16 protein-coding genes are annotated in these 25497 nt (G+C 51.2%); 15 read left to right on the forward strand and 1 reads right to left on the reverse strand.

Going from position 1 to position 25497, the window contains the following annotated elements; translation table 11 throughout:
* The first annotated feature begins 210 nt into the window (after positions 1 to 210).
* The 9 genes from ftsE to PGL01S_RS26560 all read left to right on the forward strand — a co-directional run bounded on the left by ftsE (position 211) and on the right by PGL01S_RS26560 (position 12412).
* The gene (gene ftsE, locus PGL01S_RS26520; RefSeq protein WP_116393610.1) at positions 211 to 897 is read left to right on the forward strand and encodes a cell division ATP-binding protein FtsE; all 687 of its coding nucleotides are present in this window, start codon (positions 211 to 213) and stop codon (positions 895 to 897) included.
* On the forward strand, positions 887 to 1804 hold the full coding sequence (gene ftsX, locus PGL01S_RS26525) for a permease-like cell division protein FtsX (RefSeq protein WP_127498023.1): 918 nt from the start codon (positions 887 to 889) through the stop codon (positions 1802 to 1804). Before ftsE ends, ftsX begins: the two co-directional genes overlap by 11 nt.
* A 12-nt stretch (positions 1805 to 1816) precedes the next feature.
* Positions 1817 to 2989: a murein hydrolase activator EnvC family protein gene (locus PGL01S_RS26530; RefSeq protein WP_127498025.1), complete on the forward strand. Its 1173-nt coding sequence runs from the start codon at positions 1817 to 1819 to the stop codon at positions 2987 to 2989.
* A 164-nt stretch (positions 2990 to 3153) separates the two neighbouring features.
* The gene (locus PGL01S_RS26535; protein WP_127498027.1) at positions 3154 to 4605 is read left to right on the forward strand and encodes a S41 family peptidase; all 1452 of its coding nucleotides are present in this window, start codon (positions 3154 to 3156) and stop codon (positions 4603 to 4605) included.
* An 81-nt stretch (positions 4606 to 4686) separates the two neighbouring features.
* The gene (locus PGL01S_RS26540) at positions 4687 to 6000 is read left to right on the forward strand and encodes a PDZ domain-containing protein (RefSeq protein ID WP_127498029.1); all 1314 of its coding nucleotides are present in this window, start codon (positions 4687 to 4689) and stop codon (positions 5998 to 6000) included.
* Between the two features lie 231 nt (positions 6001 to 6231).
* Positions 6232 to 8235 (forward strand): excinuclease ABC subunit UvrB, encoded by a 2004-nt coding sequence (uvrB, locus tag PGL01S_RS26545; protein WP_174806605.1) that lies wholly within the window; start codon positions 6232 to 6234, stop codon positions 8233 to 8235.
* A gap of 27 nt (positions 8236 to 8262) precedes the next feature.
* Positions 8263 to 11151 carry an excinuclease ABC subunit UvrA gene (gene uvrA / locus PGL01S_RS26550; protein WP_127498033.1) on the forward strand — a complete coding sequence of 963 codons (2889 nt, stop codon included), beginning with the start codon at positions 8263 to 8265 and terminating at the stop codon, positions 11149 to 11151.
* A gap of 246 nt (positions 11152 to 11397) precedes the next feature.
* Positions 11398 to 11616, forward strand: coding sequence for a hypothetical protein (locus PGL01S_RS26555; protein ID WP_116393576.1), 219 nt, complete (start codon positions 11398 to 11400; stop codon positions 11614 to 11616).
* 190 nt (positions 11617 to 11806) lie between these two features.
* On the forward strand, positions 11807 to 12412 hold the full coding sequence (locus tag PGL01S_RS26560) for a DUF2087 domain-containing protein (RefSeq protein ID WP_127498035.1): 606 nt from the start codon (positions 11807 to 11809) through the stop codon (positions 12410 to 12412).
* A gap of 280 nt (positions 12413 to 12692) precedes the next feature.
* On the opposite strand, the gene PGL01S_RS26565 is transcribed toward PGL01S_RS26560, so the two are convergent.
* A complete protein-coding gene (locus PGL01S_RS26565) occupies positions 12693 to 13661 on the reverse strand; it encodes a sugar phosphate isomerase/epimerase family protein (protein WP_116393574.1) in 969 nt (322 codons plus the stop codon).
* Between the two features lie 388 nt (positions 13662 to 14049).
* Here PGL01S_RS26565 and PGL01S_RS26570 point away from each other — a divergent pair, with 388 nt between their 5' ends.
* The 6 genes from PGL01S_RS26570 to ligA all read left to right on the forward strand — a co-directional run bounded on the left by PGL01S_RS26570 (position 14050) and on the right by ligA (position 25109).
* On the forward strand, positions 14050 to 15165 hold the full coding sequence (locus PGL01S_RS26570) for a S1C family serine protease (protein WP_127498037.1): 1116 nt from the start codon (positions 14050 to 14052) through the stop codon (positions 15163 to 15165).
* A 36-nt stretch (positions 15166 to 15201) separates the two neighbouring features.
* Positions 15202 to 17106 (forward strand): copper amine oxidase N-terminal domain-containing protein, encoded by a 1905-nt coding sequence (locus tag PGL01S_RS26575; protein ID WP_127498039.1) that lies wholly within the window; start codon positions 15202 to 15204, stop codon positions 17104 to 17106.
* 137 nt (positions 17107 to 17243) lie between these two features.
* Complete coding sequence (locus PGL01S_RS26580) at positions 17244 to 19769, forward strand: U32 family peptidase (protein ID WP_127498041.1); 2526 nt, start codon at positions 17244 to 17246, stop codon at positions 19767 to 19769.
* A 14-nt stretch (positions 19770 to 19783) separates the two neighbouring features.
* Positions 19784 to 20488 carry a heptaprenylglyceryl phosphate synthase gene (gene pcrB, locus PGL01S_RS26585; protein WP_127498042.1) on the forward strand — a complete coding sequence of 235 codons (705 nt, stop codon included), beginning with the start codon at positions 19784 to 19786 and terminating at the stop codon, positions 20486 to 20488.
* A 201-nt stretch (positions 20489 to 20689) separates the two neighbouring features.
* Positions 20690 to 23050 (forward strand): DNA helicase PcrA, encoded by a 2361-nt coding sequence (pcrA, locus tag PGL01S_RS26590; RefSeq protein WP_127498044.1) that lies wholly within the window; start codon positions 20690 to 20692, stop codon positions 23048 to 23050.
* Positions 23051 to 23075: 25 nt separating this feature from the next.
* Positions 23076 to 25109, forward strand: a complete 2034-nt coding sequence (gene ligA / locus PGL01S_RS26595; RefSeq protein ID WP_127498046.1) for an NAD-dependent DNA ligase LigA — start codon at positions 23076 to 23078, stop codon at positions 25107 to 25109.
* The last annotated feature ends 388 nt before the right edge of the window (positions 25110 to 25497 follow it).

The following is a 25497-nucleotide window of genomic DNA, read 5'->3' on the forward strand; positions in this document are numbered from 1 at the left end:
TTGAAAGGTACTTGTCATTTACCCGTTATTGTTCAAATTCGCCAATAGACGACAAGCCCTGTTTGTCGAAAAACAGGCATATTTCCAGGGAAATCAACAGTGAGAACGTTTATGAGAATTGTGAAAAATGAGGAAATAAGACCCAAAATGAAGGATTTCGTATATCCCTGTCGAATAACTAAGACTGATAAAAAACAGGATGTGATAATGTTGATAGAGATGCAAGACATATGGAAGACTTACACCGACGGTACTCACGCCCTGCGCGGCGTATCCGTTCGAATAGATCGCAATGAATTCGTTTACCTCGTCGGACCGTCAGGCGCCGGCAAATCTACCTTCATGAAGCTGATCTACCGTGAAGAAGTGCCAACGAAAGGCCAAATCTCCGTCAACGGTTTCAATATCGGCAAGCTCAAACCCCGCAAAATCCCGTACGTTAGACGTAATATCGGCGTTATATTCCAAGATTTCCGGCTGCTTCCGAAGCTGACGGTCTACGAAAACGTAGCCTTTGCCATGGAAGTTATCGAAGCGCCGCGCCGCCTCATCAAGAAGCGGACGATGGAAGTGCTCGACCTTGTCGGACTAAAACATAAGCATGCCAGCCTTCCGGCCCAGCTGTCCGGCGGCGAACAGCAGCGCGTCGCTATCGCGCGCGCGATCGTTAATAACCCAACCGTGATCGTAGCGGATGAGCCGACGGGCAACCTTGATCCGGAGACCTCATGGGGCATTATGAACCTGCTCGAGGAGATCAATTTCCGCGGCGCGACAATCGTTATGGCTACGCACAACAAAGAAATCGTGAACACGATGCGCAAACGCGTGATCGCCATCGAGAACGGCAACATTGCCCGCGACGAAGCAAGAGGGGAGTACGGGTATGAGAATTAGCACGCTCCTCCGCCACTTTCGGGAAGGCTTCAAGAACATCATCCGCAACGGGTGGATGTCCTTCGCTTCGATCAGTTCAATCTTTTTCTCGCTGTTCCTGCTTGGCGTATTCGTCTTGTTGGCGCTGAACATCAACAGCATGGCCTCGAATATCGAGAGCCAGGTGCAAATCCGCGTCTACCTGCAGACCGATATCGATCAGCAGAAGACTAACGAGCTGGAGAACAAAATCCGCAAGCTCTCCGATGTCAGCAAAGTCGAGTTCGTGTCCAAGGAAGAGGGACTTGAGCTGCTCCGCAAAAATCTCGGCAAAGACGGCGATGCTCTTTTGGACGGCTACGATAAAGACAGCAACCCGCTGCCGGATTCTTTTACCGTCGAGGTGTTTGACCCTCAGAACATAGCTGTCGCGGCAAGCGAGATTTCGGCGCTGAACAACGGCGATGAAGCGAAGCCGATTACAAGCGTTAAATACGGCCAAGGCACGGTTGAGAAGCTGTTCAAGATTACGAACGCAATCCGTAACATCGGTCTTGTCATTGTTATCGGTCTAGGCGTAACCGCGATGTTCCTGATCTCCACGACAATCAAAATGACGATTCTGGCAAGACGGCGAGAGATTGGCATCATGAAGCTGGTAGGGGCGACGAATTCGTTCATCCGCTGGCCGTTCTTCGTGGAAGGCGCCTTGATCGGGCTTGTGGCTTCGGGCATTACAACCATCGTTGTGTTGCTGGCTTACACGAAGCTGGTGAGCATGAATGAGATGGAATTGGGACTGCTGATGATCAAGCTTATACCGGTAGAGGAATTGGGATGGAAAGTCACCGTTCTGCTGATGGGCCTCGGTACCTTGATTGGGGTCTGGGGAAGTACGTTATCCGTTCGAAAATATTTGAAAGTGTAGGTGACCGCGCAGGTGAGTGTGAAAAAAGGGTTTATCGTCCTAACGATGTTGACTGTATTTTTGTTGCAGCCTGTTGGCGGAAATGCCGCATCCTCCATAGATAAAATCAATAAGGATCTTGCCGCGGCAAAGAAACAGATTGAAGAAGCGCAGAAAATCGCTAAAAACGCAGATGCCAAGAAAGCGGATATTGCCGGGAAGAAGGAAGATGCCCAGCAGGCTATCCTTAAACTAAATGCGCAGTTGGATCAGGTTGCGGACAACCTCAACTACGTGCAGGACCAAGTGGATACGAAGGAAGCGGAGCTTCAGAACGCTGCCAAAGAGCTGGACACGGCCATTGAACAGGTGAAGGAACGGGACGAGCTGCTTCAATCCCGCCTGAAGTTGATGTATGAGAACGGCGCGGTTTCTTACCTTGAGGTATTGTTCAGCGCCACCAGCTTCTCGGATTTTCTTGACCGGTTTGATTCGCTGCACTCCATTCTGAGCCAGGACCGCACGATTCTCGAGCAGCACAAGAAGGATCAAGCGATGGTGGAGGAAAAGAAAGCTAACGTCGAGACGGCTCTTGGAGAAGTGAAGACGATGTATACCAAGCTCCAGAAGTACAAGGGGGAGCTGGATGAAAAAGAGGGAGAAAAAGAAGTGCTGATCGCGAGCTACAACAAGGAAATGGAAGAGCTCGAGGATATCAGCGAGGAGCAGGAGCAGCAGCTGCTTGCCCTTGCTAAGAAAGTATCCGATCTGAACAAGAAGAAAAACGCGATCAAAAAGCCGTATTCCGGCGGCAAGCTGGGAATGCCGCTACGCAGCAATTACCGGATCAGCTCGAATTTCGGTTACCGGATCCATCCGATCACCCATGTGAAGAAGCTTCATACCGGCATTGACTTCGCGGTGCCGCAAGGGACCGATGTTTACGCGGCTGAAGCGGGTGTAGTAATTGTTGCCCAAACTTGGAGCGGTTACGGGAATGCGATTATTATCGACCACGGCAACGGACTATGGACGCTCTATGGTCATCTCCGCAATGGCGGTATCATGGTAGAGAAAGGCCAAAGCGTGAAGAAAGGCGAAAAAATCGGGGAGTCAGGAAACACCGGCAATTCCACGGGACCGCATCTTCACTTCGAAGTCCGGAAAAACGAGGATCCTGTTAATCCGGCGGGCTATTTGAAATAACTTTTGCTTGGAAGGCATACCGGGAATACGGAATTGTTCCGTTTATTCACGAGTATGCCTTCTCCTGCATTAGGAAGAGTTGTAAATAAATACGGACAACTTATCATATACTAATGAGGTTCACTTCAAAACAGGTTAGCGTTAAAGATAGGATGGTGTCGAACGTGTACTTTAAAGGAAGAACCGTATTTGTCCTTCTGCTGATGACGATGGTGGCATCAGTGCTCGTAACATTAACGATAGGCGATCAGGTTTTCTGGGCGTCTAACGGGAAGCAGGCTTCCGTGTCGGCTGCCGCGGCAAGCGAAGGAAGCGGGCTCAGCAAGAAGGAAGAATCGAAGATTAATGCGGTTCTGGGGTTAATCGAAACCAAATATTTTAAGGATATTGACCGGGATGAGCTGGTGGACGGGGCGGTCAGAGGGATGATGGAATCGCTTGACGACCCTTACTCCGTCTATATGGAAAAGGATGTCGCCAAGCAATTTTCCGAGTCTATTGAAGGGTCGTTCTCCGGCATAGGTGCTGAGGTTACGCTCGAAAAAGGCAAAGTCGTGGTCGTCGCGCCTATCAAAGGCTCGCCGGCGGAACGCGCCGGGCTGCTCGCCAAGGATATCGTCTTATCGGTCAATGGCGAGAAGCTGGACGGCTTAACCTTGAATGATGCAGTTGCGAAGATCCGTGGTCCCCGGGGGACAAAAGCGAAGCTTCGGATTGAGCGTGCAGGCAATACCCAGCCGATTGATCTCATCCTTGTCCGCGACGATATTGATGTGGAGACGGTGTACGCGAATCTGCGGAGCGACGGAGTAGGCGTGATTGAGATCCGCCAGTTCTCCCTTAACACGGCGGACCGTTTCAAGGAAGAGCTCGCCAAGCTGGAGAAGCAAGGCATGAAAGGTCTTGTTATTGACGTGCGGAACGATCCGGGTGGCATCCTGCCGGTTGTGGTTGAGATTGCTCAACAGTTCATACCGAAGGGTGAAACGATCGTGCAGGTCGAAGACCGCGACGGTCACCGCGAGAAAACAACCTCGCAAGGCGGCGGCAAAACGTATCCGATTGCCGTTCTGATGAACAAAGGCAGCGCGAGTGCTTCCGAGATTCTCGCCGGGGCTTTGCAGGAGCGGGCAGGGGCAGCTCTTGTCGGTGAAACCTCTTACGGCAAAGGAACGGTGCAAGTTAGCTATAACAAGACGCTTGGGGATGGCAGCCTGGTGAAAATGACGATTGCGAAATGGCTGACGCCGGACGGCAATTGGATTCACCAGAAGGGCATCAAGCCAACCGTGGAGGTACAGCCGCCGAAGCTGTATACGGTAGCAAGGCTTACCTTAACGGAAACCTTGCGCAAGGATATGCTAGGCGAGCAGATTCGGAATGCGCAGGTTATGCTGTCCGGCCTTGGCTACGCGACGCAGCGGGAGGACGGCTACTATAACGCTTCGACCGAACAAGCCGTGAAGGATTTCCAGAACGCTTCCGGACTTCCGGTTACAGGCGAGATCGATACGAAGACGGCGTCGTCTTTGGAGCAGGCCGTAGTGAAATGGATCAAAGATCAGAAGAACGATAAACAGCTGCTGGAGGCAATCCAGGCGGTCAGCAGGAAATAAAGAGGAAACGGCGAATTTATAAAAGGTTGGCTCTAAAGCGGAGTCAGCCTTTTATTTTGGATGAGGATGGGAGTGTAGCGATTGGATGCAGCCAATGCTTTACTAGACCAGTTCGGCCGGGCGATTGTACATTTGCTTGCGCAGCCTTTTTATTATATTGCGGTATTATTTATTATCCTTCAATATACGAGACAAATCAGCTTGGAAAGACGAATGTTCGCCGTAAGGCTGCACATCTGGCCGCGGCTCGTGGCCAAAGCGATGCTGGCCGGGCTTGCAGCCGGGGTGCTCGCATCCGTTGCCGGTGCTTTTATCGGCATAACCTTAACCGGCGACGCCGTTTTATGGCTATGGGGTTCGGCGGTTGTGCTGCTCTTGTTCCGAATTCGCTATCTATGCTTTGCCTACGGCGCGGGAGCGCTGGCGCTTGTGCAGTGGATCGTTGGTTTTACTTCGCTCGAAAATAGTGAGGGATGGCTCGGAGATGCGGCGAATTCGCTTGCCGGACTTGATATGCCGGGAATTTTCGTATTGGTGGCGCTTCTTCATCTGGTAGAAGCTTTCCTTGTTCGGAGACAAGGAAACAAGCTGGCTACTCCGCTTTTCCTGGAAGGGAAGCGGGGGAAGCTTGTGGGCGGCTATATGCTGCAGGGCTTTTGGCCGGTTCCGCTGCTGCTGCTTGTGCCGGCAGCCGGGGGGACATCGGTTGTTGATCTGCCTTGGACGCCATTATTCGGCGGTGATTGGACGCAAGGCTGGACGGTTGTCGCTCTGCCGATGATTATCGGCTTCAGCGAAATGACGCGCGCGATGCTGCCCGAGGCCAAAGCCCGTCATGCGGCAAAAGGGCTTATGTGGTACAGCCTGCTGCTGACCGGTGCGGCGCTTCTCGCCTGGTGGCTGCCGGCGCTGCTCCCGCTTGCCGCTTTATGTTCGCTGCTGCTGCATGAAGCTATCATCTGGCGCAGCCGTGCGGTGGAGTCCGCGCAAAGTCCGCTGTACGTGAATGATCAGCGCGGCTTGCGTATTCTGGGTATCGTGCCGGGTACGCCGGCTGAGGGAATGAAGCTGCAGGCCGGCGAGATTATTTCAAAGGTCAATGGCGCCAAGGTGTTCACGAAAGAGGATCTTCACGAGGCGCTGCAGAACAATTCGGCGATGTATAAGCTGGAGGTGCTGAACAGAGAGGGCGAGATCAAGTTTGTACAGCGGGCCCGGTATGAAGGGGAGCATCATCAGCTTGGGGTTATTCTATCACCCGATGAGCGGGCGACCTATTACGCTTCGGCAGAGCCGGCTACGCTGATCGATCTTTTGCGCCGCGCGAGGACGGCAAAGCGCAGCGGCGGCGGTTACGCGGAAGAGGAAGACCGTTCGGGTACTTTGAATGTTTAAATAGAAATGGGGCTTTTCCTGGGCAGCCGCTTAGGGAAAGCCCTTTGATTTTATGTTTGCATCAGCCTCTATAGACGTCTATAATAGAGGGGAACACACATTCGGATAGGCTATGCGCGTATGGATTCGACCGCGGGACGGTGCTGCTTCTTCTAAGTTTCAAGGACGCTGATGCCGTTTACGCTTATATATATTGACTATAATGATTGATGAGTAAGGGAAACGGGGTGGATGACGCAAGTGAATGAGATTTCAGAGCAATTATTTCAATTAAAGTCGGACTACACGCCGCAGGGCGATCAGCCGGGAGCCATCAGAAAACTTATTGAAGGCGTGAAGAACGGCGAAGCCAAGCAAACCTTGCTTGGCGCGACGGGTACGGGCAAGACGTATACGATTGCCAATACGATAGCGCAGCTTAACCGGCCGACGCTGGTTATTGCCCATAACAAGACGCTCGCGGCACAGCTGTGCAGCGAGTTTAAGGAGTTCTTCCCGGACAATGCGGTAAGTTATTTCGTCAGCTATTATGATTATTTTCAGCCTGAGGCTTATATCCCGTCTACGGACACTTACATTGAGAAGGATTCCAGTATTAACGATGAGATCGACAAGCTGCGCCACTCCGCGACCAGTTCATTGTTCGAACGCAGGGACGTTATTATCGTAGCGAGCGTTTCCTGCATCTACGGTCTCGGTTCGCCTTCCGAGTACGGCAGTCTGGTGCTGTCGCTGCGGGTAGGCATGGAGAAGTCCAGGGATACGATTCTTCATAAGCTTGTGGATATTCAGTACCAGCGTAATGATATTAACTTTATCCGCGGTACGTTCCGCGTCCGCGGCGATATTATAGAGATTTTCCCGGTAGCCAATAATGAACGGGCGATTCGGGTCGAGCTGTTCGGCGATGAGATCGAACGGATTACGGAAATCGACGTGCTTACCGGCGAGATCGTAAGTGAACGCGATCATGTTGCCATATTCCCGGCGTCTCACTTCGTTACCCATGAAGAAACGATGAAGATTGCGCTTGGCAATATCGAGCGTGAGCTGGAGGAACGGCTTGCGGAGCTAAGAGAAGAAGGTAAGCTGCTGGAGGCGCAGCGTCTGGAGCAGCGTACGCGCTATGACCTCGAAATGATGGCGGAGATGGGCTTCTGTTCCGGCATCGAGAACTATTCGGGACCATTGACCTTCCGGGAGCGCGGGGCAACGCCGTATACGCTGATGGATTATTTTCCGGACGATATGCTGATCGTCATTGACGAATCGCACGTTACCCTGCCGCAGATTAGGGCTATGTACAACGGTGACCGCGCGCGGAAGGAAATGCTCGTTAATCACGGCTTCCGTCTGCCATCCGCACTGGATAACCGGCCGCTGCGCTTCGAGGAATTCGAGGAGAAAGCGAAACAGCAGATTTATGTGTCGGCGACACCGGGACCTTACGAGCTGGAACATTGCCCAACGATGGTTGAGCAGATTATCCGACCGACCGGCCTGCTGGATCCGATTATTGAGGTGCGTCCGACAAAAGGTCAAATCGATGATCTGTTAGTCGAGATCCGCGACCGGATAGCCAAGGATGAACGCGTCCTTGTCACTACTCTGACGAAGAAGATGGCCGAGGATCTGACGGACTATTTCAAAGAGATTGGCATTAAAGTGCGTTATCTGCATTCCGATATCAAGACGCTGGAGAGGATTGCCATCCTTCGCGATCTGCGTCTCGGTACATTCCATGTGCTTGTGGGTATTAACCTCTTGAGGGAGGGGCTAGATTTGCCGGAAGTATCCCTTGTAGCGATTTTGGATGCGGACAAAGAAGGCTTCCTTCGTTCCGAACGCTCGCTGATTCAGACGATTGGGCGGGCAGCGCGGAATAGCGATGGCCGGGTTATCATGTACGGGGATAAGATTACCGATTCCATGGATAAGGCGCTTAAGGAGACGGAGCGCCGTCGTACCATCCAGATTGCTTATAACGAAGAGCATGGCATTACGCCTCAGACGATCCGTAAGAAAGTGCATGATGATATAAAGGCGACGAAAGTGGCCGAGGAGAAGTCGGAATATTTGACTGGCGTAGGCTCCGAGAAGATGACGAAGAAGGAACGCCAAGCTTTGCTGCAAAGGCTGGAAGCCGAGATGAAGGATGCGGCGAAGAATTTGCAGTTCGAGAGAGCTGCGGAGCTGCGTGACGCGTTGCTGGAATTGAAAGCGGAGATGGGCTAGAGACAAGGAATGGGAGGAACGTAAGAAGTGGCTAGTGACAAGATTGTAATCAAAGGGGCTAGAGCCCACAATTTGAAAAATATCGATGTTACCATACCCCGCGACAAATTTGTCGTCCTGACGGGACTGAGCGGCTCCGGTAAATCCTCGCTTGCTTTCGATACGATTTATGCCGAAGGCCAGCGTAGATACGTAGAGTCGTTGTCTGCTTATGCCCGGCAGTTTCTCGGGCAGATGGAGAAGCCGGATGTTGATTCCATTGACGGCTTGTCTCCGGCTATCTCCATTGACCAGAAGACAACTAGCCGCAACCCGCGATCGACGGTGGGTACGGTAACGGAAATTTACGATTATTTGCGTTTGCTCTTTGCCCGGGTCGGAAGACCGCATTGCCCGGATCATGGCATCGAGATTACTTCGCAGACCGTTGAGCAGATGGTTGACCGTATTATGGAATATCCGGAGAGGACGAAGCTGCAAATTCTGGCGCCGCTTGTTTCCGGTCGTAAGGGTGAGCATACGAAGCTGCTTGCCGACATTCAGAAGCAAGGCTATGTCCGTGTCCGGGTTAACGGCGAGCTTCGGGAGCTTAGCGAGAAAATCGAGCTCGAGAAGAACAAGAAGCATAATATTGAAGTCGTTATCGACCGTATCGTGGTGAAGGCGGATATTCAAGGCCGGTTGGCGGATTCCTTGGAAACCGCGCTGAAGCTGGCTGACGGCCGTGTTATTGTTGATATTATTGACCAAGAGGAGCTGCTGTTCAGCTCCAACCTGGCTTGTCCGGTATGCGGATTTAGCATTGAAGAGCTGGCCCCTCGCATGTTCTCTTTCAATAGTCCGTATGGTGCCTGCCCGGATTGTGACGGTCTTGGCGTGAAGATGATTGTTGACCCGGACCTGCTTGTTCCGGATCTGAGCAAACCCATAAATGAAGGGGCATTCGAAGCATGGGCGGGAAGCACGTCGAATTATTACCCGCAATTCCTGAGCGCAGTGTGCCAGCATTATCATATTCCGCAGGATGTACCGGTATCGGATTTGTCAGCCGATCAGATGAAAAAGCTGATGTTCGGTACAGGCGGAGAGCGAGTACGCTTCGTGTACGAGAATGACTTTGGCCACCGGAAGGAAGCTTACGTTCCTTTCGAGGGTATTGTTCATAATCTGGAGCGCCGCTACCGGGAGACGGCTTCCGATGGCATCCGCGAATATATTGAAGCCTACATGAGTGCCAAGCCATGCGGTACTTGCAAAGGCCATCGTCTGAAGAAAGAAAGCCTTGCCGTTACGATTAACGAACAGAATATTTCCTTTGTGACTTCGTTATCGATTGGCGAGGCGCAGCGTTTCTTTGATTCCCTTACCTTAAACGAGAAAGAGCAGAAGATCGCTCACCTCATTCTGAAAGAGATCAACAGCCGCCTGGGCTTCCTTGTGAACGTTGGCCTGGAATATTTGTCGATGAGCCGTGCCGCAGGCACCTTATCCGGCGGAGAGGCACAGCGGATTCGTCTGGCTACTCAGATTGGTTCCAGTCTGATGGGCGTTCTGTATATATTGGACGAGCCAAGCATTGGTCTGCATCAACGCGATAATGACCGTCTTATCGAAACCCTGGAGCATATGCGCAACCTGGGCAATACGCTTATTGTCGTCGAGCATGATGAAGATACGATGCTTGCCGCCGATTATATTATTGATATTGGCCCTGGCGCAGGTATTCACGGGGGAATGGTAACCGCCGAGGGAAGTCCTGAGGAAATTATGAAGGACGATAACTCTCTGACCGGCCAATATTTGAGCGGGAAGAAGTTTATCGAGGTTCCGCTTGAGCGTCGTAAAACCGGAGAGAAGTGGCTGGAGATCCGCGGGGCCAAGGAAAATAACCTGCGCGGCGTTAACGTGAAGATTCCGCTAGGTATCTTTACGGCTGTTACCGGCGTATCCGGTTCTGGTAAATCTACACTCGTGAATGAGATCCTGTATAAGACGCTGGCCCGCGACCTGAACAAGGCGAAGGTGCGTCCAGGCGAATACAAGGAATTGCGAGGTCTTGAGCATTTGGAGAAGGTTATCGATATTGACCAGTCTCCGATTGGCCGTACTCCTCGTTCGAACCCGGCTACCTACACGGGAGTATTCGATGATGTGCGTGATCTCTATTCCACAACGAATGAAGCGAAGGTTCGCGGCTACAAGAAGGGCCGTTTCAGCTTTAACGTAAAAGGCGGCCGTTGCGAAGCGTGCAGAGGCGACGGTATTATCAAGATTGAGATGCACTTCCTGCCGGATGTGTATGTCCCTTGCGAGATTTGCAAAGGCAAGCGTTATAACCGTGAGACCTTGGAAGTGAAATACAAAGGCAAAAACATTGCCGAGGTGCTGGAGATGACGATCGAGGACGCAACCAAGTTCTTCGAGAACATTCCCCGTATCCACCGGAAGCTGCAAACTTTGCTTGATGTTGGTCTCGGCTATATGACCTTGGGCCAACCGGCGACAACCTTGTCGGGCGGCGAAGCGCAGCGCGTGAAGTTGGCTTCCGAGCTGTACCGTCGCAGTACCGGCAAGACGCTGTACATTTTGGATGAACCAACAACAGGGCTTCACGTCGATGATATCGACCGTCTGCTTACGGTCCTGCACCGCCTCGTTGATTCCGGAGAATCCGTCCTTGTTATCGAGCATAACCTTGATGTGATCAAGACAGCCGATTATCTGATCGATCTTGGACCGGAAGGCGGCAATGGCGGAGGTACCATTGTTGCATCGGGTGCACCCGAGGATGTTGTTAAAGTATCGGGCTCCTATACAGGCAAGTATTTGAAGCCTATTATGGAGCGGGACCGCGAACGCACGGTGAACCGGCATCGCGCAGTCCAGGAAAGCGTAGCGGCAGGCGCTGTGGAGTAAGTTAAAGGCAAAGGAGACTCTTCTTATCCGATGGAAAGGGAGTCTCTTTTGTATGTTTAGTTATAAATAGAGGCAGAATTGGACAAATTAACTTGCAGAGTATACTGGTAAAACAACGTTTTAAAGAACAAATGTGGGAAAACGTGACAAACTTGTTACGAAATCTGAATCGGACTTGCATGATTTGCCACTTGAAGATAACATAGAGGTAATATAGGCTACGTGCGAATAAAAGGGGGTCACTCGATGTTTTTGGCAGCAGAGGAAGCAGCTAAATCCACCAGCAACATCAATACATTTGACTGGTTCATGCTTGCGTTCACCATTTTAATCTTGATTGGCTTTGTACGTTTAGTAAAAGCTCGCCCTAAGAAAAATGTATTTGCAATCGGATTCACTACGATAGCGTTGCTTTTGTTTCTTTACATAGACTACATTATGATTTTTAAAGTTTGGATGGCATAAATACAAGGCCTGCCGGTTCGCCGGCAGGCCTTATACATTTATAAGCGCCAGCTCATGATCCGAGAGGAAAATGGGCTGGCGCTTTTTGATTTGCCAATTGACATTTGTTAGGTGATCCTTTATCATCTTATTTAACAATCATCTAATTAGACATTTATTAAATTAGTATGTGGAAGGAAGTGAGGTTTCCATGCAATTAGATAAGGTAGTGAGCTATCATAAAGCATTAGCGGATCCGACGCGTATCCGGCTTCTGATTCTGCTGGCAGACGGGGAACTCAATGGGCAGGTGCTGGCGGAGAAGCTTGGCGTAACACCGGCTACCGTCACTCACCACGCGGCCAAGCTTCGTGAAGCAAGCTTGATTAATGAACGGAGAGAGAAGAACACCATTTACTTCTCGCTTAATAACTATTTTATTAAGAATGGCTCTAACGCTGCGGCTAATTTGATTTACCGGATGTCGCAACAGAAAGGAGGAGAAGAACAAATGAACGAGGAATTTGAGCGCGTAAGGCAGTCCGTGATCAAGAACTTCTTCGCTGCTGCAGGTCAACTGAAGTCTATTCCGGCTCAGCTTAAGAAGAAACTGATCGTACTCGAGTATATGGTATCCAAGCTGGAGAAGGGGCGCAAATACACGGAGAGGGAGCTCAACGAATTTATCAAAGGCTTCCACCCGGATTTCGCGACCATCCGCCGCGAGTTTATCATGCACCAGTTCATGTTCCGGGAGAACGAAATTTACGAGCTTAATCCACCGGAGATGTGGGCGAAGTGGGAGACGTTGTCCTAGCCTTTATCTTTGCCTTTATCTTTATCGCATGTAAAAAAACAGCCTGCCCGGCATAAGCCAGACAGGCTGTTTTATTCCTCTTATCATTAATTCAATTGTTTGGTCTTTGTGGTAAATGAGCGGAGCGAAAGTATGTTTCTGGAGAAACGGAGTGTTCGCCTTTGACCGAGGATTTCAACCGCTAAGCGGTTATATTCGAAGAAATCCACGGTCAACAGCGATCGGAAGAAACATACTTTTGCGCAGCGATTGCTTTTACCCCATCAACCAACCCATCGAATTATACCCACCACATATCCCCAACAGGCTCTTTAATCAGAACTTGCTGCAGGTTTTGAACAGCTTTCGAGAAGCCTTCTTCAACGGACATCAGGCCGTCTTCATGCTCGATGCTGACAACGTAGTCGTAGCCAACGAGACGCAGCGTGCTGATGATGTCTGCCCAAGTTTTCAGATCGTGGCCAAAGCCAACGGAGCGGAACTGCCAAGCGCGGTCCAGCATCAGTGTGTAAGACTGCATGTCCGTTACGCCGTGTTTGTTCACGTTGTTGAAATCAATGGAAGTATCCTTCGCATGGAAGTGATGGATCGCGTTTTCGCGGCCCAGGATTTTGATCGCTTCAACAGGGTCAATGCCTTGCCACCACATATGGGATGGGTCAAGGTTAGCGCCAATCGCTTTGCCTGCAGCTTCACGAAGGCGAAGAAGCGTAGCAGGCGTATGAACGGAGAAGCCGCCATGCAGCTCAAGGCCGATTTTTACGCCGTTTTGCTCAGCGATACCGCCGATTTCAGACCAATATGGAATAACTTTTTTCTCCCATTGCCAAGCAAGGATTTCTTGGAAATCGTTCGGCCATGGAGCAACCGGCCAGTTCGGATATTTTGCATCCTCGTGGTCGCCGGGGCAGCCGGAGAAGGTGTTTACAACCGGTACTTCAAGGCGGTTAGCCAGCTCGATTGTTTTACGGATAATAGCGTCGTCTGCGCTGGAAATCGCTTTTTGCGGGTGAAGCGGGTTAGCATGGCAGCTAAGTGCGCTGATAATCAGTCCGCGCGAATCTACCGCCTGTTTAAACGCTTTCAATTTGCCTGCGTCAGCAAGCAATGTATCTGGATCGCAATGTGCGTTGCCAGGGTAACCGCCTGTGCCAAGCTCTACCGCTTCAAGACCTTTGGCAGCGATGTAGTCGAGTGCTTCTTCAAATGGTTTTTGCGAGAAAAGTACGGCAAATACGCCTAATTTCATTATTATTACCTCCTAAGGTTTGGCTGTCCCTATTATAGCATTCTAGTGATGCGTATACCTCATTTTTACGAAAGAAAAACCAAAATCGCATACAAACTAGGCAATTCGAATGAAAGCAATCTTCCCGCCCGGAAAGATAAGGCATTCCGCTTGCGACAGGTGTCAAAAATCACGTCAAATTTAATGGAATAAGAGACTTACGTTTGTCGTGTTTTTGGATATTTAATCAATATGAAAAAAGATGTTTGCCTCGCCTATTTATTTACTTATTATTTAGGTTTTTATCTTACAAATTCTTCTTGTTGTATAGTACTTTGGCATGATACATTTAGAACGTGTTTCCTATAAATGGATTCTTGTTTTTGATTGGATCTGGGAGAGTGATAGAGTGAAACGTAGTATGCTTCGCGCAGGCGCCATCATCCTAACGGGAGGACTGTTGGTAGCCGGTTCAGCGTTTGCAGCGGGAACGGCAACAAGTCCCGGAACAATGAAAATGAGTGCGACCAAGATTAACGGAGAGGTGTACGTCAAGGCATCGTCGCTGACGAGTACTTTGGGAGGTACGGGTGCTTACGATGCATCAACCAAGACTTATGCCTACACTCCTCCGGCAGATGTACCGTCTGTCGTCAGCAAAGTCTCTCCTTCCGTTGTAGGAATCATCGGCAAGCCGGCGGACGGCGGCGATCAGCGTTATGTTCTGGCACATGGGACAGGCGTTATTATGAAAGCCGACGGCTGGATTTTGACCAACGCCCATGTTGTAAAAGACTTGACCAACATTACCGTTGTAACCGCGGACGGCAAGCAATACAGCGGGAAAAGAAGCAATGTCGACGAAGTAAGCGATCTGGCGCTTGTCAAAATCAACGCGACCAAGCTGCCGGTAGCAAAGTTTGCGGCATCGCCGCTGCAAGCAAAAGTCGGCGAGACGGTGATTGCAATCGGCACGCCTGTCTCTTTCTCGCTTCGCAACACGGCAACAACCGGCGTACTAAGCGGCATGAACCGCTCGGTATCTTCCTATTACCGTCTGCTGCAGACGGATGCCGCGATTAACCCGGGGAACAGCGGCGGCCCGCTCGTGAATATGAAGGGCGAAGTGATCGGCATCAATTCCATGAAATTCGTTGATGAGGGCATCGATAACATGGGCTTCTCGATTCCGGTGGATACCGTATCGTACGTAACGGGACATTTCTTCAAGTACGGCTACGTGAAGCGTTCCTCCCTTGGAATCGGGCTGGAAGAGAGCTACGCGGCTATCGTTGGTTTGCCAACCGACGACGGTTTAACCGTTACTTCAGTCAAATCGGATTCTGCCAAGAAGCTTGGCATTCAGGTCGGTGATGTGCTGTATTCCGTTGCAGGCCATCAGATTTCTTCTATTGTAGAAGTGAACGAGCTTTTGAAATCGTATTTGCCCGGCCAACAGGTTGAAGTAACAATGATGATGGATGGCGATTTGGTTACCCGTAAACTGACGCTAACAACGGCTTAATCTTTTATTCCGTTATAAATAGGGAGAGTAGAGAGAATGAAGATGAAACGATTTATGTTTATGCTGTTAGCGGTACTGCTGGTCGTAACGATCGTGCCGGCAGCGGCTTTTGCGGCAGACTCCGCGAGCGGTAACGTAGAAATCCGCCTCAAAACAAACAGCTCGACCGTTACGATTAACGGGAAACAATCGACTGTACAGGCTCCTTTTGAAAAAGCGGGAACAACCATGGTGCCCCTTAGCGTCATCACGAAAGCTTTTGGCGCAAAGCTGAAGCTGCAAGACAACAAAATAATCACGCTGACTTATAACAATAAGACCGTAGTCGTAACGATTGGCAGCAAAACCGTAAAAGTAAACGGTAAAGATCAAACGGTTGCGGTTGCTCCAGTTGTAATCAAAGGTACTACGATGGTGCCGGTACGCGTCATCGTTGAAACTTTTGGCGCGAAGATCGGTAAAGATAAGAAGACGGGCGAAATCGTAATCACCGGTACTATTGCTCAATCCGGCACTAGCAATTCGGGCGGCGGTTCGACTAACCTGGATCCTGACTATGGCAAAACCAAGTTCGGCGACAGCTACTACGGCTGGACAATGAACTATCCGCCAGGTCTTGTGCTTGTTCAACAAAGCGATGACGGAACCTATGCGGAATGGGGCAGCACAACCAGTAAATCCAGCGTCATTGTATCGACGGAGCATTCGGCGGATGTTCTGACCACCAACGAAATCCGCGATAAAATTACCGTGGACTGGATGTACAGCGATGAAGTGGTTGTCGACAAGCGAACCATCACGGTTAACGGCCAAAGCTTTGAAAAAATGGTAACAAGATCATCGAAGCAAGGCATGCTTTTCGAGTACCGGGCTATTCAAAAAGGCGAAACGCTTTATTTTGTAATGGTAGGCGTAGTTGGAACCGATAAGACTGCGCTTGATCCGTACCAGTCGTTGTTGGACAGCTTTACGCCATCTTTCAATAAAGCGGATAATGCGATTAAAGACATCACCAAAGTTAAAGATGGCCTTATGTCTATCAATAACAAAGAATTTGGACTTTCGCTTAAACTTCCGGCAGGATGGTACGGCGTGAAAGACAGCTCGAACCCTCAGTACGTAAGCGAGAACGGCTACTTCTCTTTTAGCATCTCTTCGCTTCAGGCTCAGGACACGGCTGATCAATGGCTTGCCCGCGTACAAAAGCAGATTCACGATGATTTCCTGCCGAATTATATTAAAAACGAGAAGACTTCTTCTATTGTTATGAAGGATGGCAATGCTCTCGTCCTGTCTTATGAGTTCAGCTATGATCAAAAAATCTGGTATACGGCTAATGAAGTATTCCTGGTTGTTGGCAGCTACCGTTATGATCTTAACTTTAACTATGACTCGAAGCTTGGCGCTCAAGGCGATGCATTGTTCAAGTCTACGATGGCAACGGTAGACGTTGACACGGCTTACGTTGAGAAGAATTATGGCCAAATCGAAGACGAGTACGATAACATCGACCGTACGAAAGTGAACACGAAAAAAAGCAGCACTTACGGATACTCTGTAGATTTGCCTGCTTATTGGTTCGGTATTGATACCGACTTTAACAAGGACAATGTGGGATACAGCAATAACTACGGTCATATGTTCATTCAGGTATATGAAGACGTTGACAAGGCATCAGCCAGCGTCGCGTTCCAAAAAGGATTAAAAGAAGACGGTTATAATGTTTCCGAAGTATCGACAACCTTTATTAACGGAAATACGGTTCAAACCTTGGAAATCAAGGATGAACTGGTGCAAGGCATTCCGGTAACCGAGAAGCTGTATTTCTTTGAGAATAAAGGAAATACAATCATCTTCCAATTCGGCGTTAACGAAGCTAATGCGACACCTAGCCAATTAAATGAGTATAATGCGGTTCTGCAATCCGTTAAGTTTTTTTAAAAAATAACCAAGAAGCCGGTTCTCGCCAAGAGAATCGGCTTCTTTTCTCTTCCCTGCCAGTATTGGGTGGTGGCATCTGCTGCCGCGGTTTGATAAACTAGCAATAGCAGGTTTACAAATGGAGGAATGAATGTCGAATGACGATTGATATAAAACGAGAGGATATCGAGCTGCTGGCACCTGCCGGCGACTGGGATTGCATGCGCGCAGCAGTGGCCAACGGCGCGGATGCCATTTTTTTTGGCGTAGAGAAGTTTAATGCCCGTGCTCGAGCAAACAATTTTCGGAGCGAAGAGCTGCCGGAGATTATGGCGTTTCTTCATACCTATGGTGTAAAAGGTTTCCTGACCTTTAATATTCTCGTATTTGAAGACGAGCTTCGCGATGCGAAGCAATTGATAGAGATGTGTATTAATGCCGGCGTAGATGCGGTGATCGTGCAGGACTTGGGTCTTGTGAAAATGATTCGCGAGCTGTCTCCGGACTTCCCGATTCACGGCTCGACGCAAATGACAATTACATCGCCTGAGGCTGTGGAATTCACGAAGCCTTTTGGCATGGAACGTGTCGTTCTCGGCCGCGAGAATAACCTGAAGCAAATTCAAAAAATCGGCGAGCAGGCAAAGCTTCCAATGGAAGTATTCGTGCATGGCGCGCTTTGCGTATCGTACTCGGGCCAATGCTTGACCTCCGAAATGTGGGGCGGCCGCTCCGCGAACCGCGGGGAATGCGCGCAGGCCTGCCGACTTCCTTATGATCTGATGGTAGACGGCGAGCACAAGCCGATGGGCGATGTTGCTTACCTATTATCTCCGAAAGATCTGGCGGCTATCGACCTGATTCCGGAACTGATTCAAGCCGGCGTAACTTCTTTTAAAATTGAAGGCCGTCTGAAAAGCCCGGAATATGTAGCTAACGTAGTAAGCAAATATCGCCGTGCGATTGACAGCTATTTTGCCGGTGATCTTACGGGTCCTTCCAAGGAGGAAGTCCGCGAGCTGCAGCAAAGCTTCTCCCGCGGCTTCACCCATGGTTTCCTGAAAGGAACAAACAACAAACAGCTGGTAGACGGAACCTTCCCGAAAAGCCGCGGCGTTTATCTGGGCCGTGTGGAGCGTATTCTCCGTGATGCGGTGACGATCCGCCTGGAAGCTCCGCTGAAGCGCGGTGACGGTATCGTATTTGACGCCGGCGATCCAACGAAGAAGGAAGAGGGCGGACGCGTCTACGACCTGCGCCGTCATGGCCAGAAGATCGAAGGCGAAGCGCAGGAAGGTACTCTTCTTGAGCTCGTTGCCGGACGTAATGACGTTGACCTGCGTAAAGTCCATGTCGGCGATAAGATCTGGAAGACGAATGACCCAGCTCTCGACAAGCGTCTTCGCGCAACGTTCGAGACCGAGAAGCCATACCGCGTATTCCCTCTGCATCTGAAAGTAACCGGTGTGGTTGGCGAACCGCTCCGCACCTGGTGGACGGATGTACAGAAGGGGATCACGGTAGAGGTTGAATCCGAGCTGATGCTGGAGCAGGCGAATAAACGCCCGATGGACGCTGCGCTGCTTGAAGACCAGCTTGGCCGCCTTGGCGGCTCGCTCTATCAGCTGGACCAACTGGAGGTCGCGCTTGAGGGCGATGTTATCGTACCCGTACGCGAATTGAACCGGATGCGCCGCGAAGCGGTTGAGAAGCTGACGGGCGAACGTCCGAAACCGCCGGTATACGTGAAGCATATGATCGATCCGCTTGAAGATGCGCCTAACGCAGTCGCAAAAGCCAAGCCATCCAAGCAGCAGGTATCCGATCCGAAATTGACGGCTCTATGCCGCAATCTGGAGCAGGTGGAAGCGGCTGTTCAGATGGATGTCGAGATGATTTATGCCGACTTTGAATTTATTAAGCAGTTCCCTGCGGCAATTGAAGTGGCAAGACGCGCAGGCAAGCCGATTGCGCTGGCTACGCCGCGTATTCATATGCCGGGAGAGAACGGCTACCATGCGAATATACTGAAGCTCCAGCCGGATGCCGTGCTTATCCGCAATACGGGTGCTTTGTACTACTACCTGCGTGCGCGCGCGGAGAACCCGGGCAAGCCGTTTCCTAAGCTGATCGGCGATTTTTCGCTCAACGTAGCGAATCACAAAGCCGTTGAAGTTTTTGCGGAAGCGGGTCTGGATCTGATTACCCCGTCTTACGACCTGAACATTCAGCAGATGGTGGATATGCTCGAGCAATCCGATACAACGCGTCTGGAAGTCGTGATTCAGCAGCATCTGCCGATGTTCCATACCGAACATTGCGTTTATTGCACGTTCATGAGCGAAGGGACCGACTACACAAACTGCGGACGTCCTTGCGAGGATCACCGCGCATCCCTTCAGGACCGGATCGGCATGTCCCACCCGGTACGCGTAGACGAAGGCTGCCGCAATACGGTGTACAACGCAATCGAACAGTCGGGCGCCGAATATATTCGCAACTTCATGGAGCTAGGCGTACCTTCCTACCGCGTTGAGTTCTTGGAAGAGACGGCGGACAAAGTACGCGAAGTGCTTGGCTTGTACCGCGACGCTCTGGACGGACGCATTAGCGGCACAAAGGTATGGAAAACGTTAAAAGCAACGAATCAGCTCGGCGTTACGCGCGGGCAGCTCGTGAAATAAGGAGAACCGCCTTTATGAGTGGAGCATGGTACAGCGGCTGGAGACATGTGTTCAAATTAGATCCGGAGAAGGAAATCTCGGATGAGGCTTTAGATGCCGTCTGTATGTCCGGGACTGATGCGATCATAGTTGGCGGCTCCAGCGGCGTTACGTTTGAAAATACGGTTGACCTCATGGCGCGCATCCGCCGCTATGAGGTGGACTGTGCCCTCGAGGTTTCGACCCTCGACGGGGCCGTTCCCGGCTTTGACGGTTATTTTGTCCCGATTGTCCTTAATACGGACAAGTCGGAATGGATCATTGGCCGGCAAATCGAAGGACTCAAAGAATACGGCTCTTTTGTACCTTGGGAAGAGACCGCTTCGCAGGGCTATATTATCCTCAACGGCGAAGCGACGGCCGCTGCCGTTACGGGCGCCGATACGGAACTGGACGAGACGGCTTTGGTGGCCCATGTGCGCATGGGTGCGAGGCTGTTGCATCTTCCGGTTATTTATATCGAGTATAGCGGGCGTTTTGGCGATATGTCCTTGGTCCGCGCAGCGAAGGATGCGGCTCAAGGGGCGCAGCTCTTCTACGGCGGAGGCATTCATAATGCCGATACCGCCGAGCAGGCTGCTCAAGTCGCCGATACGATTGTGGTAGGCAATATCATCTATGCCGATCTGGAAGCGGCGCTGTCGACGGTGGAGGCTGTACGCGCCGCAGCACGGGGATGAATGAACAAAGCTTGCGCGAAGCAAGCTGGTGACAGAAGCTTTTCCAAGAGATGCAGGGCATCGCAGAGCTATTCCGAGAGCGTAATGACAAGCTTTAGGAATAGCTTTTTATTTGCAAATTGACACATTACAGGCCGTTGTCTACACTATCAGTAAGAAGCGAACAAATGCGAACAGAACTTATAAATAAGGAGTACATTCATGTTTAATCCGATAAATATTGATCAAGCCGTACAGAAGCTGAACCCTCCTCAGAGGGATGCCGTTCAAGCGACGGATGGACCATTGCTTATCATGGCGGGAGCGGGCTCCGGCAAGACCCGCGTCCTTACTCACCGTATTGCCTATTTAATCGAGAAGAAGCGGGTTGCCCCTTGGAGCATTCTGGCCATTACCTTTACGAATAAAGCGGCCAGAGAGATGCAGGCGAGGGTAGCGGCGCTGATTGGCCCTTCCGGTCAGGATATTTGGGTCTCTACCTTCCACTCCATGTGCGTTCGGATTCTCCGCAGGGATATCGACCGCATCGGCTTTACCTCCAATTTCTCGATCCTGGATTCCGCCGACCAGCTGTCGGTCATTCGCAATTGCATGAAAGAGCTTAATATCGACGTGAAAAAGTTTGAACCGAAAGCCGTTCAGGCTGAAATCAGCGGCGCGAAGAACGAGCTGATTACGCCGGAGCGTTATGAGCAGAAGATAGGCGACTATTTTACCGATATTGTGGCGAAAGTATTTAAGATGTACCAGAAGCGGCTGAAGAGCAACAACTCGCTGGACTTTGACGATCTGATCATGACGACGATTCAGCTGTTCAAGGAAATGCCGGAAGTGCTTGAGTTCTACCAAAACAAATTCCGTTATATCCATGTGGACGAGTATCAGGATACGAACCGCGCGCAATACATGCTTTGCCGCATGCTGGCTGACAAGCATCACAATATTTGCGTTGTCGGCGACAGCGACCAGTCGATCTACCGCTGGCGTGGAGCGGACATTACAAACATCCTGAACTTTGAGGATGACTATCCGGAAGCCCGTACCATTATGCTCGAGCAGAATTACCGTTCTACGGCCAACATTCTGGAAGCGGCAAATGCCGTCATCAAGCTGAACTCGGGCCGCAAGCCGAAGAAGCTGTGGACCGACCAAGGAGAAGGCGACATGATCACCTTGTACCAAGCCGACTCCGAGCATGATGAAGGGTATTTCGTAACCGGCACGATCAGCAAAAACGTGAAAAGCGGCCGCAGGTACGATGACCATGCGATTCTGTACCGCACGAACGCCCAGTCCCGCGTAATCGAGGAAATTCTGATCAAGTCGGACATTCCGTATCAGATTGTCGGCGGCATCAAGTTCTATGACCGCAAAGAGATTAAGGATTTGCTCGCTTACCTCAGACTGATCTCCAATCCGGACGACGATATCAGCTTGCAGCGGATCATCAATGTTCCGAAGAGGGGAATCGGCGATACGACGGTAGCGAAGCTGGCGGAAGAAGCCGTTCGTCAAGGCACGTCTATCTTTAACGTGCTTGGCAATCTGCAAGGGATAGATCTGAACGCCCGGGCACAGGGCCTGCTGCATGAATTCCGGGATATGATCGATAATCTAACGCAGATGGTCGATTATCTGTCCGTAACCGAGCTGACGGAGAAAGTGTTGGAAATGTCGCAATACCGCATGGAGTTGCAGCGCGAGAAGACGCTTGAGTCGACTGCCCGCCTCGAGAACATCGACGAGTTCCTGTCCGTTACGATGGACTTCGAGAAGCGCAACGAAGACAAGACGTTAGTCGCTTTCCTGACGGATCTTGCCCTTATCGCGGATATTGATTCCATGGACAAGGATGATGACGGAAAACCGGCGGACAACAATTCCGTTGTTCTCATGACGATGCATAGCGCGAAAGGCCTGGAGTTCCCGGTTGTCTTTATTATCGGGATGGAGGAAAGCATCTTCCCGCACAGCCGCGCGTTAAACGATAACGAAGAGCTCGAAGAAGAGCGCCGCCTTGCTTACGTAGGGATTACCCGCGCGGAGAAGCAGCTTTACCTGACTTGCGCGCGCAGCCGGACTCTCTTCGGCCGCATCAGCGCCAACCTGCCTTCGCGTTTCCTGCAGGAAGTACCGGACAACGTGAAGACGCTGGCTTCGCCGGGCGGTACGATCGGCCGCTCCGGCAGCTTTGCCGGCGGCGCAAGCCGCTCAAGCTTCGGCAGCAGCGGTGGCGGAGCCAGCTTTGGCGCAGGGCGCGCGCCATCCTTCGGCGCTTCCGGCGCCGGAGCCCGCACCACGGGACCATCGGGGGCGGGAGTGCGCGTGAGCACGCCGCTAGACGCCGCCGCGAAAGCGGCGTCTACCGCCGGATCGGCCGCGGGGAATGCCGCGGACCGGAACTTCGTTGCCGGCGACAAGGTTGCGCACGGCAAATGGGGCGAAGGCGTCATCGTTTCCGTCAAAGGGACGGGCAACGATATGGAGCTGCAAATCGCTTTCCCTGCGCCGGTTGGCGTCAAACGGCTTTTGGCCGGATTTGCACCAATAACAAAAGTCTAAATGGATGGAAGGATGGGACCCTCCCATGGAAAACCAGACGGCAACGCCTGAGCAGCTGACCCGCATGCAAGAGCTGGCGGCGGAAATCTCCGCCCATAATTATTCGTATTACACGCTTGACCAGCCCACTATTAATGACGCGGATTACGACAAGCTGTACGATGAGCTGGTGGCGCTGGAAGCCGCTACCGGCATTGTACTGCCCGATTCCCCTACGCAGCGCGTTGGAGGAGAACTGCTCAAAGGCTTTGAGCCCCACCGTCACCGGGCCCGCTTATGGAGTCTCGACAAGGCGCAGGATACCGAAGACCTCCTGGCTTGGAATCAGCGGGTATTGAAAGCCATCAATGACTATAACGCGAAGCATCCGGAGGAGGAGCCTCTTCCGCAGCCCAACTATGTCATTGAACTGAAATTCGACGGCTTAACCCTTAACCTGACTTATGAGAACGGCCAGCTTATTCAGGCATCCACCCGCGGCAACGGAACCGTAGGCGAGGGGATTCTGGCACAGGTGAAGACCATTCGCTCCGTACCGCTGACTATACCTTTCAGAGACGGAATTATCGAAGTGCAAGGGGAAGGCATTATGAACCTGTCCGTTCTGGAGCGATACAACCAGACGGCGGCAGAACCGCTTAAGAATGCGCGCAATGCAGCAGCAGGCGCTCTGCGCAACCTGAATCCGAAAACAACGGCGGAGCGAAAGCTGAATGCTTTCTTCTATAATGTCGGATTTGCGGAAGGCGTTTCGTTCTCAAACCACCGGGAGATGCAGCAGTTTTTGAAGGATAACTTGTTCAAGGTGAATCCGTATGCCTTGTATTTCGATACGATTGAAGAAGTGCAGGAAGAATTGCTGCGGATTGCCGAGAAGCGCCTGGAGCTTGATTTCCTGATCGACGGCGCGGTAGTGAAGCTCACGGATATGCGTACTCGGGAGGCGCTTGGCTATACGGATAAGTTCCCTCGCTGGGCGGTCGCCTTCAAGTTTGAGGCGGAAGAGGCGGCAACGGTGCTGGAGTCTGTCTCCTGGGAAGTCGGCCGTACGGGCAAAATCACGCCGGTAGCAAGGGTTGAAGCGGTTGAGCTGGCGGGAGTAACGGTACAGAACTGTACGCTTAACAATATCGGAGACATTGAGCGGAAGAACCTGAAGTATGCCTTGGGCACGCTTGTATCCATACGCCGCTCGAACGACGTAATCCCTGAAATACTAGGCAAAATAGACGAAGAGCCGGGTCAGGAGATCGTATTCCCAACTGTCTGTCCGGCATGCGGCACCGAGCTGGAGCAGCGCGGGGCGCATCTATTCTGTAATAATAAGCTTGGCTGCCGTCCTCAAATTATCGGACGGATCACCCATTTCTCCTCCCGCGACGCGATGGATATCGAAGCCTTCAGCGTAATGACGGCAGAGCAGCTGTATGCGGATTGCGATGTTCATGACCCGGCGGATCTCTATGCGCTTGGCTATGACGATTTGATTAAGCTGGACCGATTCGGCGACAAAAAAGCGCGCAAGCTGCTGGATGCCATCGAAAAATCCAAAGACCGCGATTTGGCGGCTTTCCTCTTTGCCTTGGGAATTCCGAATACCGGGAAAGCAACGACAAAAATGCTGGCCGACCACTACGGAAGCCTTGATGCGGTTATGTCGGCAACGGCTGAAGAGCTTGTAGGCCTGCAGGATGTCGGCGCCATTGTAGCGGACAGCATCGTGAACTATTTTGCCGATCCGGTTATCGCTGCAAGCATTGCCCGTATGCGTGAGCTTGGCGTAAAAGCCGAAGCCGAGCAGCCGGTTATTGTTCGCCAGGACAGTATCTTCAGCGGCAAGACCGTTGTATTAACGGGAACCTTATCGAAAATGTCGCGGGATGAGGCGGCCAAAAAGCTTGAAGCCTTTGGCGCCAAAGTCAGCGGCAGCGTCTCGAAAAAGACGGACTTCGTTATTGCGGGCGAGAGCGCGGGCAGCAAGCTGACCAAGGCCCGTGATCTTGGAATTACCGTAATAGAGGATGAAGACGAATTGCTCCGCTTATTAGGCGAAGCATAAGTTTTCGCAGTATACCAGTGCGTCGCGGGTCTTTGAAAAAAGGCTTGCGGCGTTTAATTTATGACGCGAAAGTTAAATGTCATTTATTACAAGTTGTATTTCAAAATCAGACATGGTATATTACTTCTTGTCGCTTCGGAAGACACGACATCAATAGCGAAACACATCGAAGTAAATAAAAATGTGAAACAAGCTGTTGACAAAGGATAAAGAAGCTGATAACATAACATCTTGTCACGACAAATTGTGACAAACAAGTTCCTTGAAAACTGAACAAATGAATCACGTCGATTCAAACAAGTTTTAAATAGCTAGTTAAGTAATGAGCAAGTCAAACACTTTAATGGAGAGTTTGATCCTGGCTCAGGACGAACGCTGGCGGCGTGCC

The organism is Paenibacillus glycanilyticus NBRC 16618, from assembly GCF_004000805.1.
GTDB classification, from domain to species: domain Bacteria; phylum Bacillota; class Bacilli; order Paenibacillales; family Paenibacillaceae; genus Pristimantibacillus; species Pristimantibacillus glycanilyticus.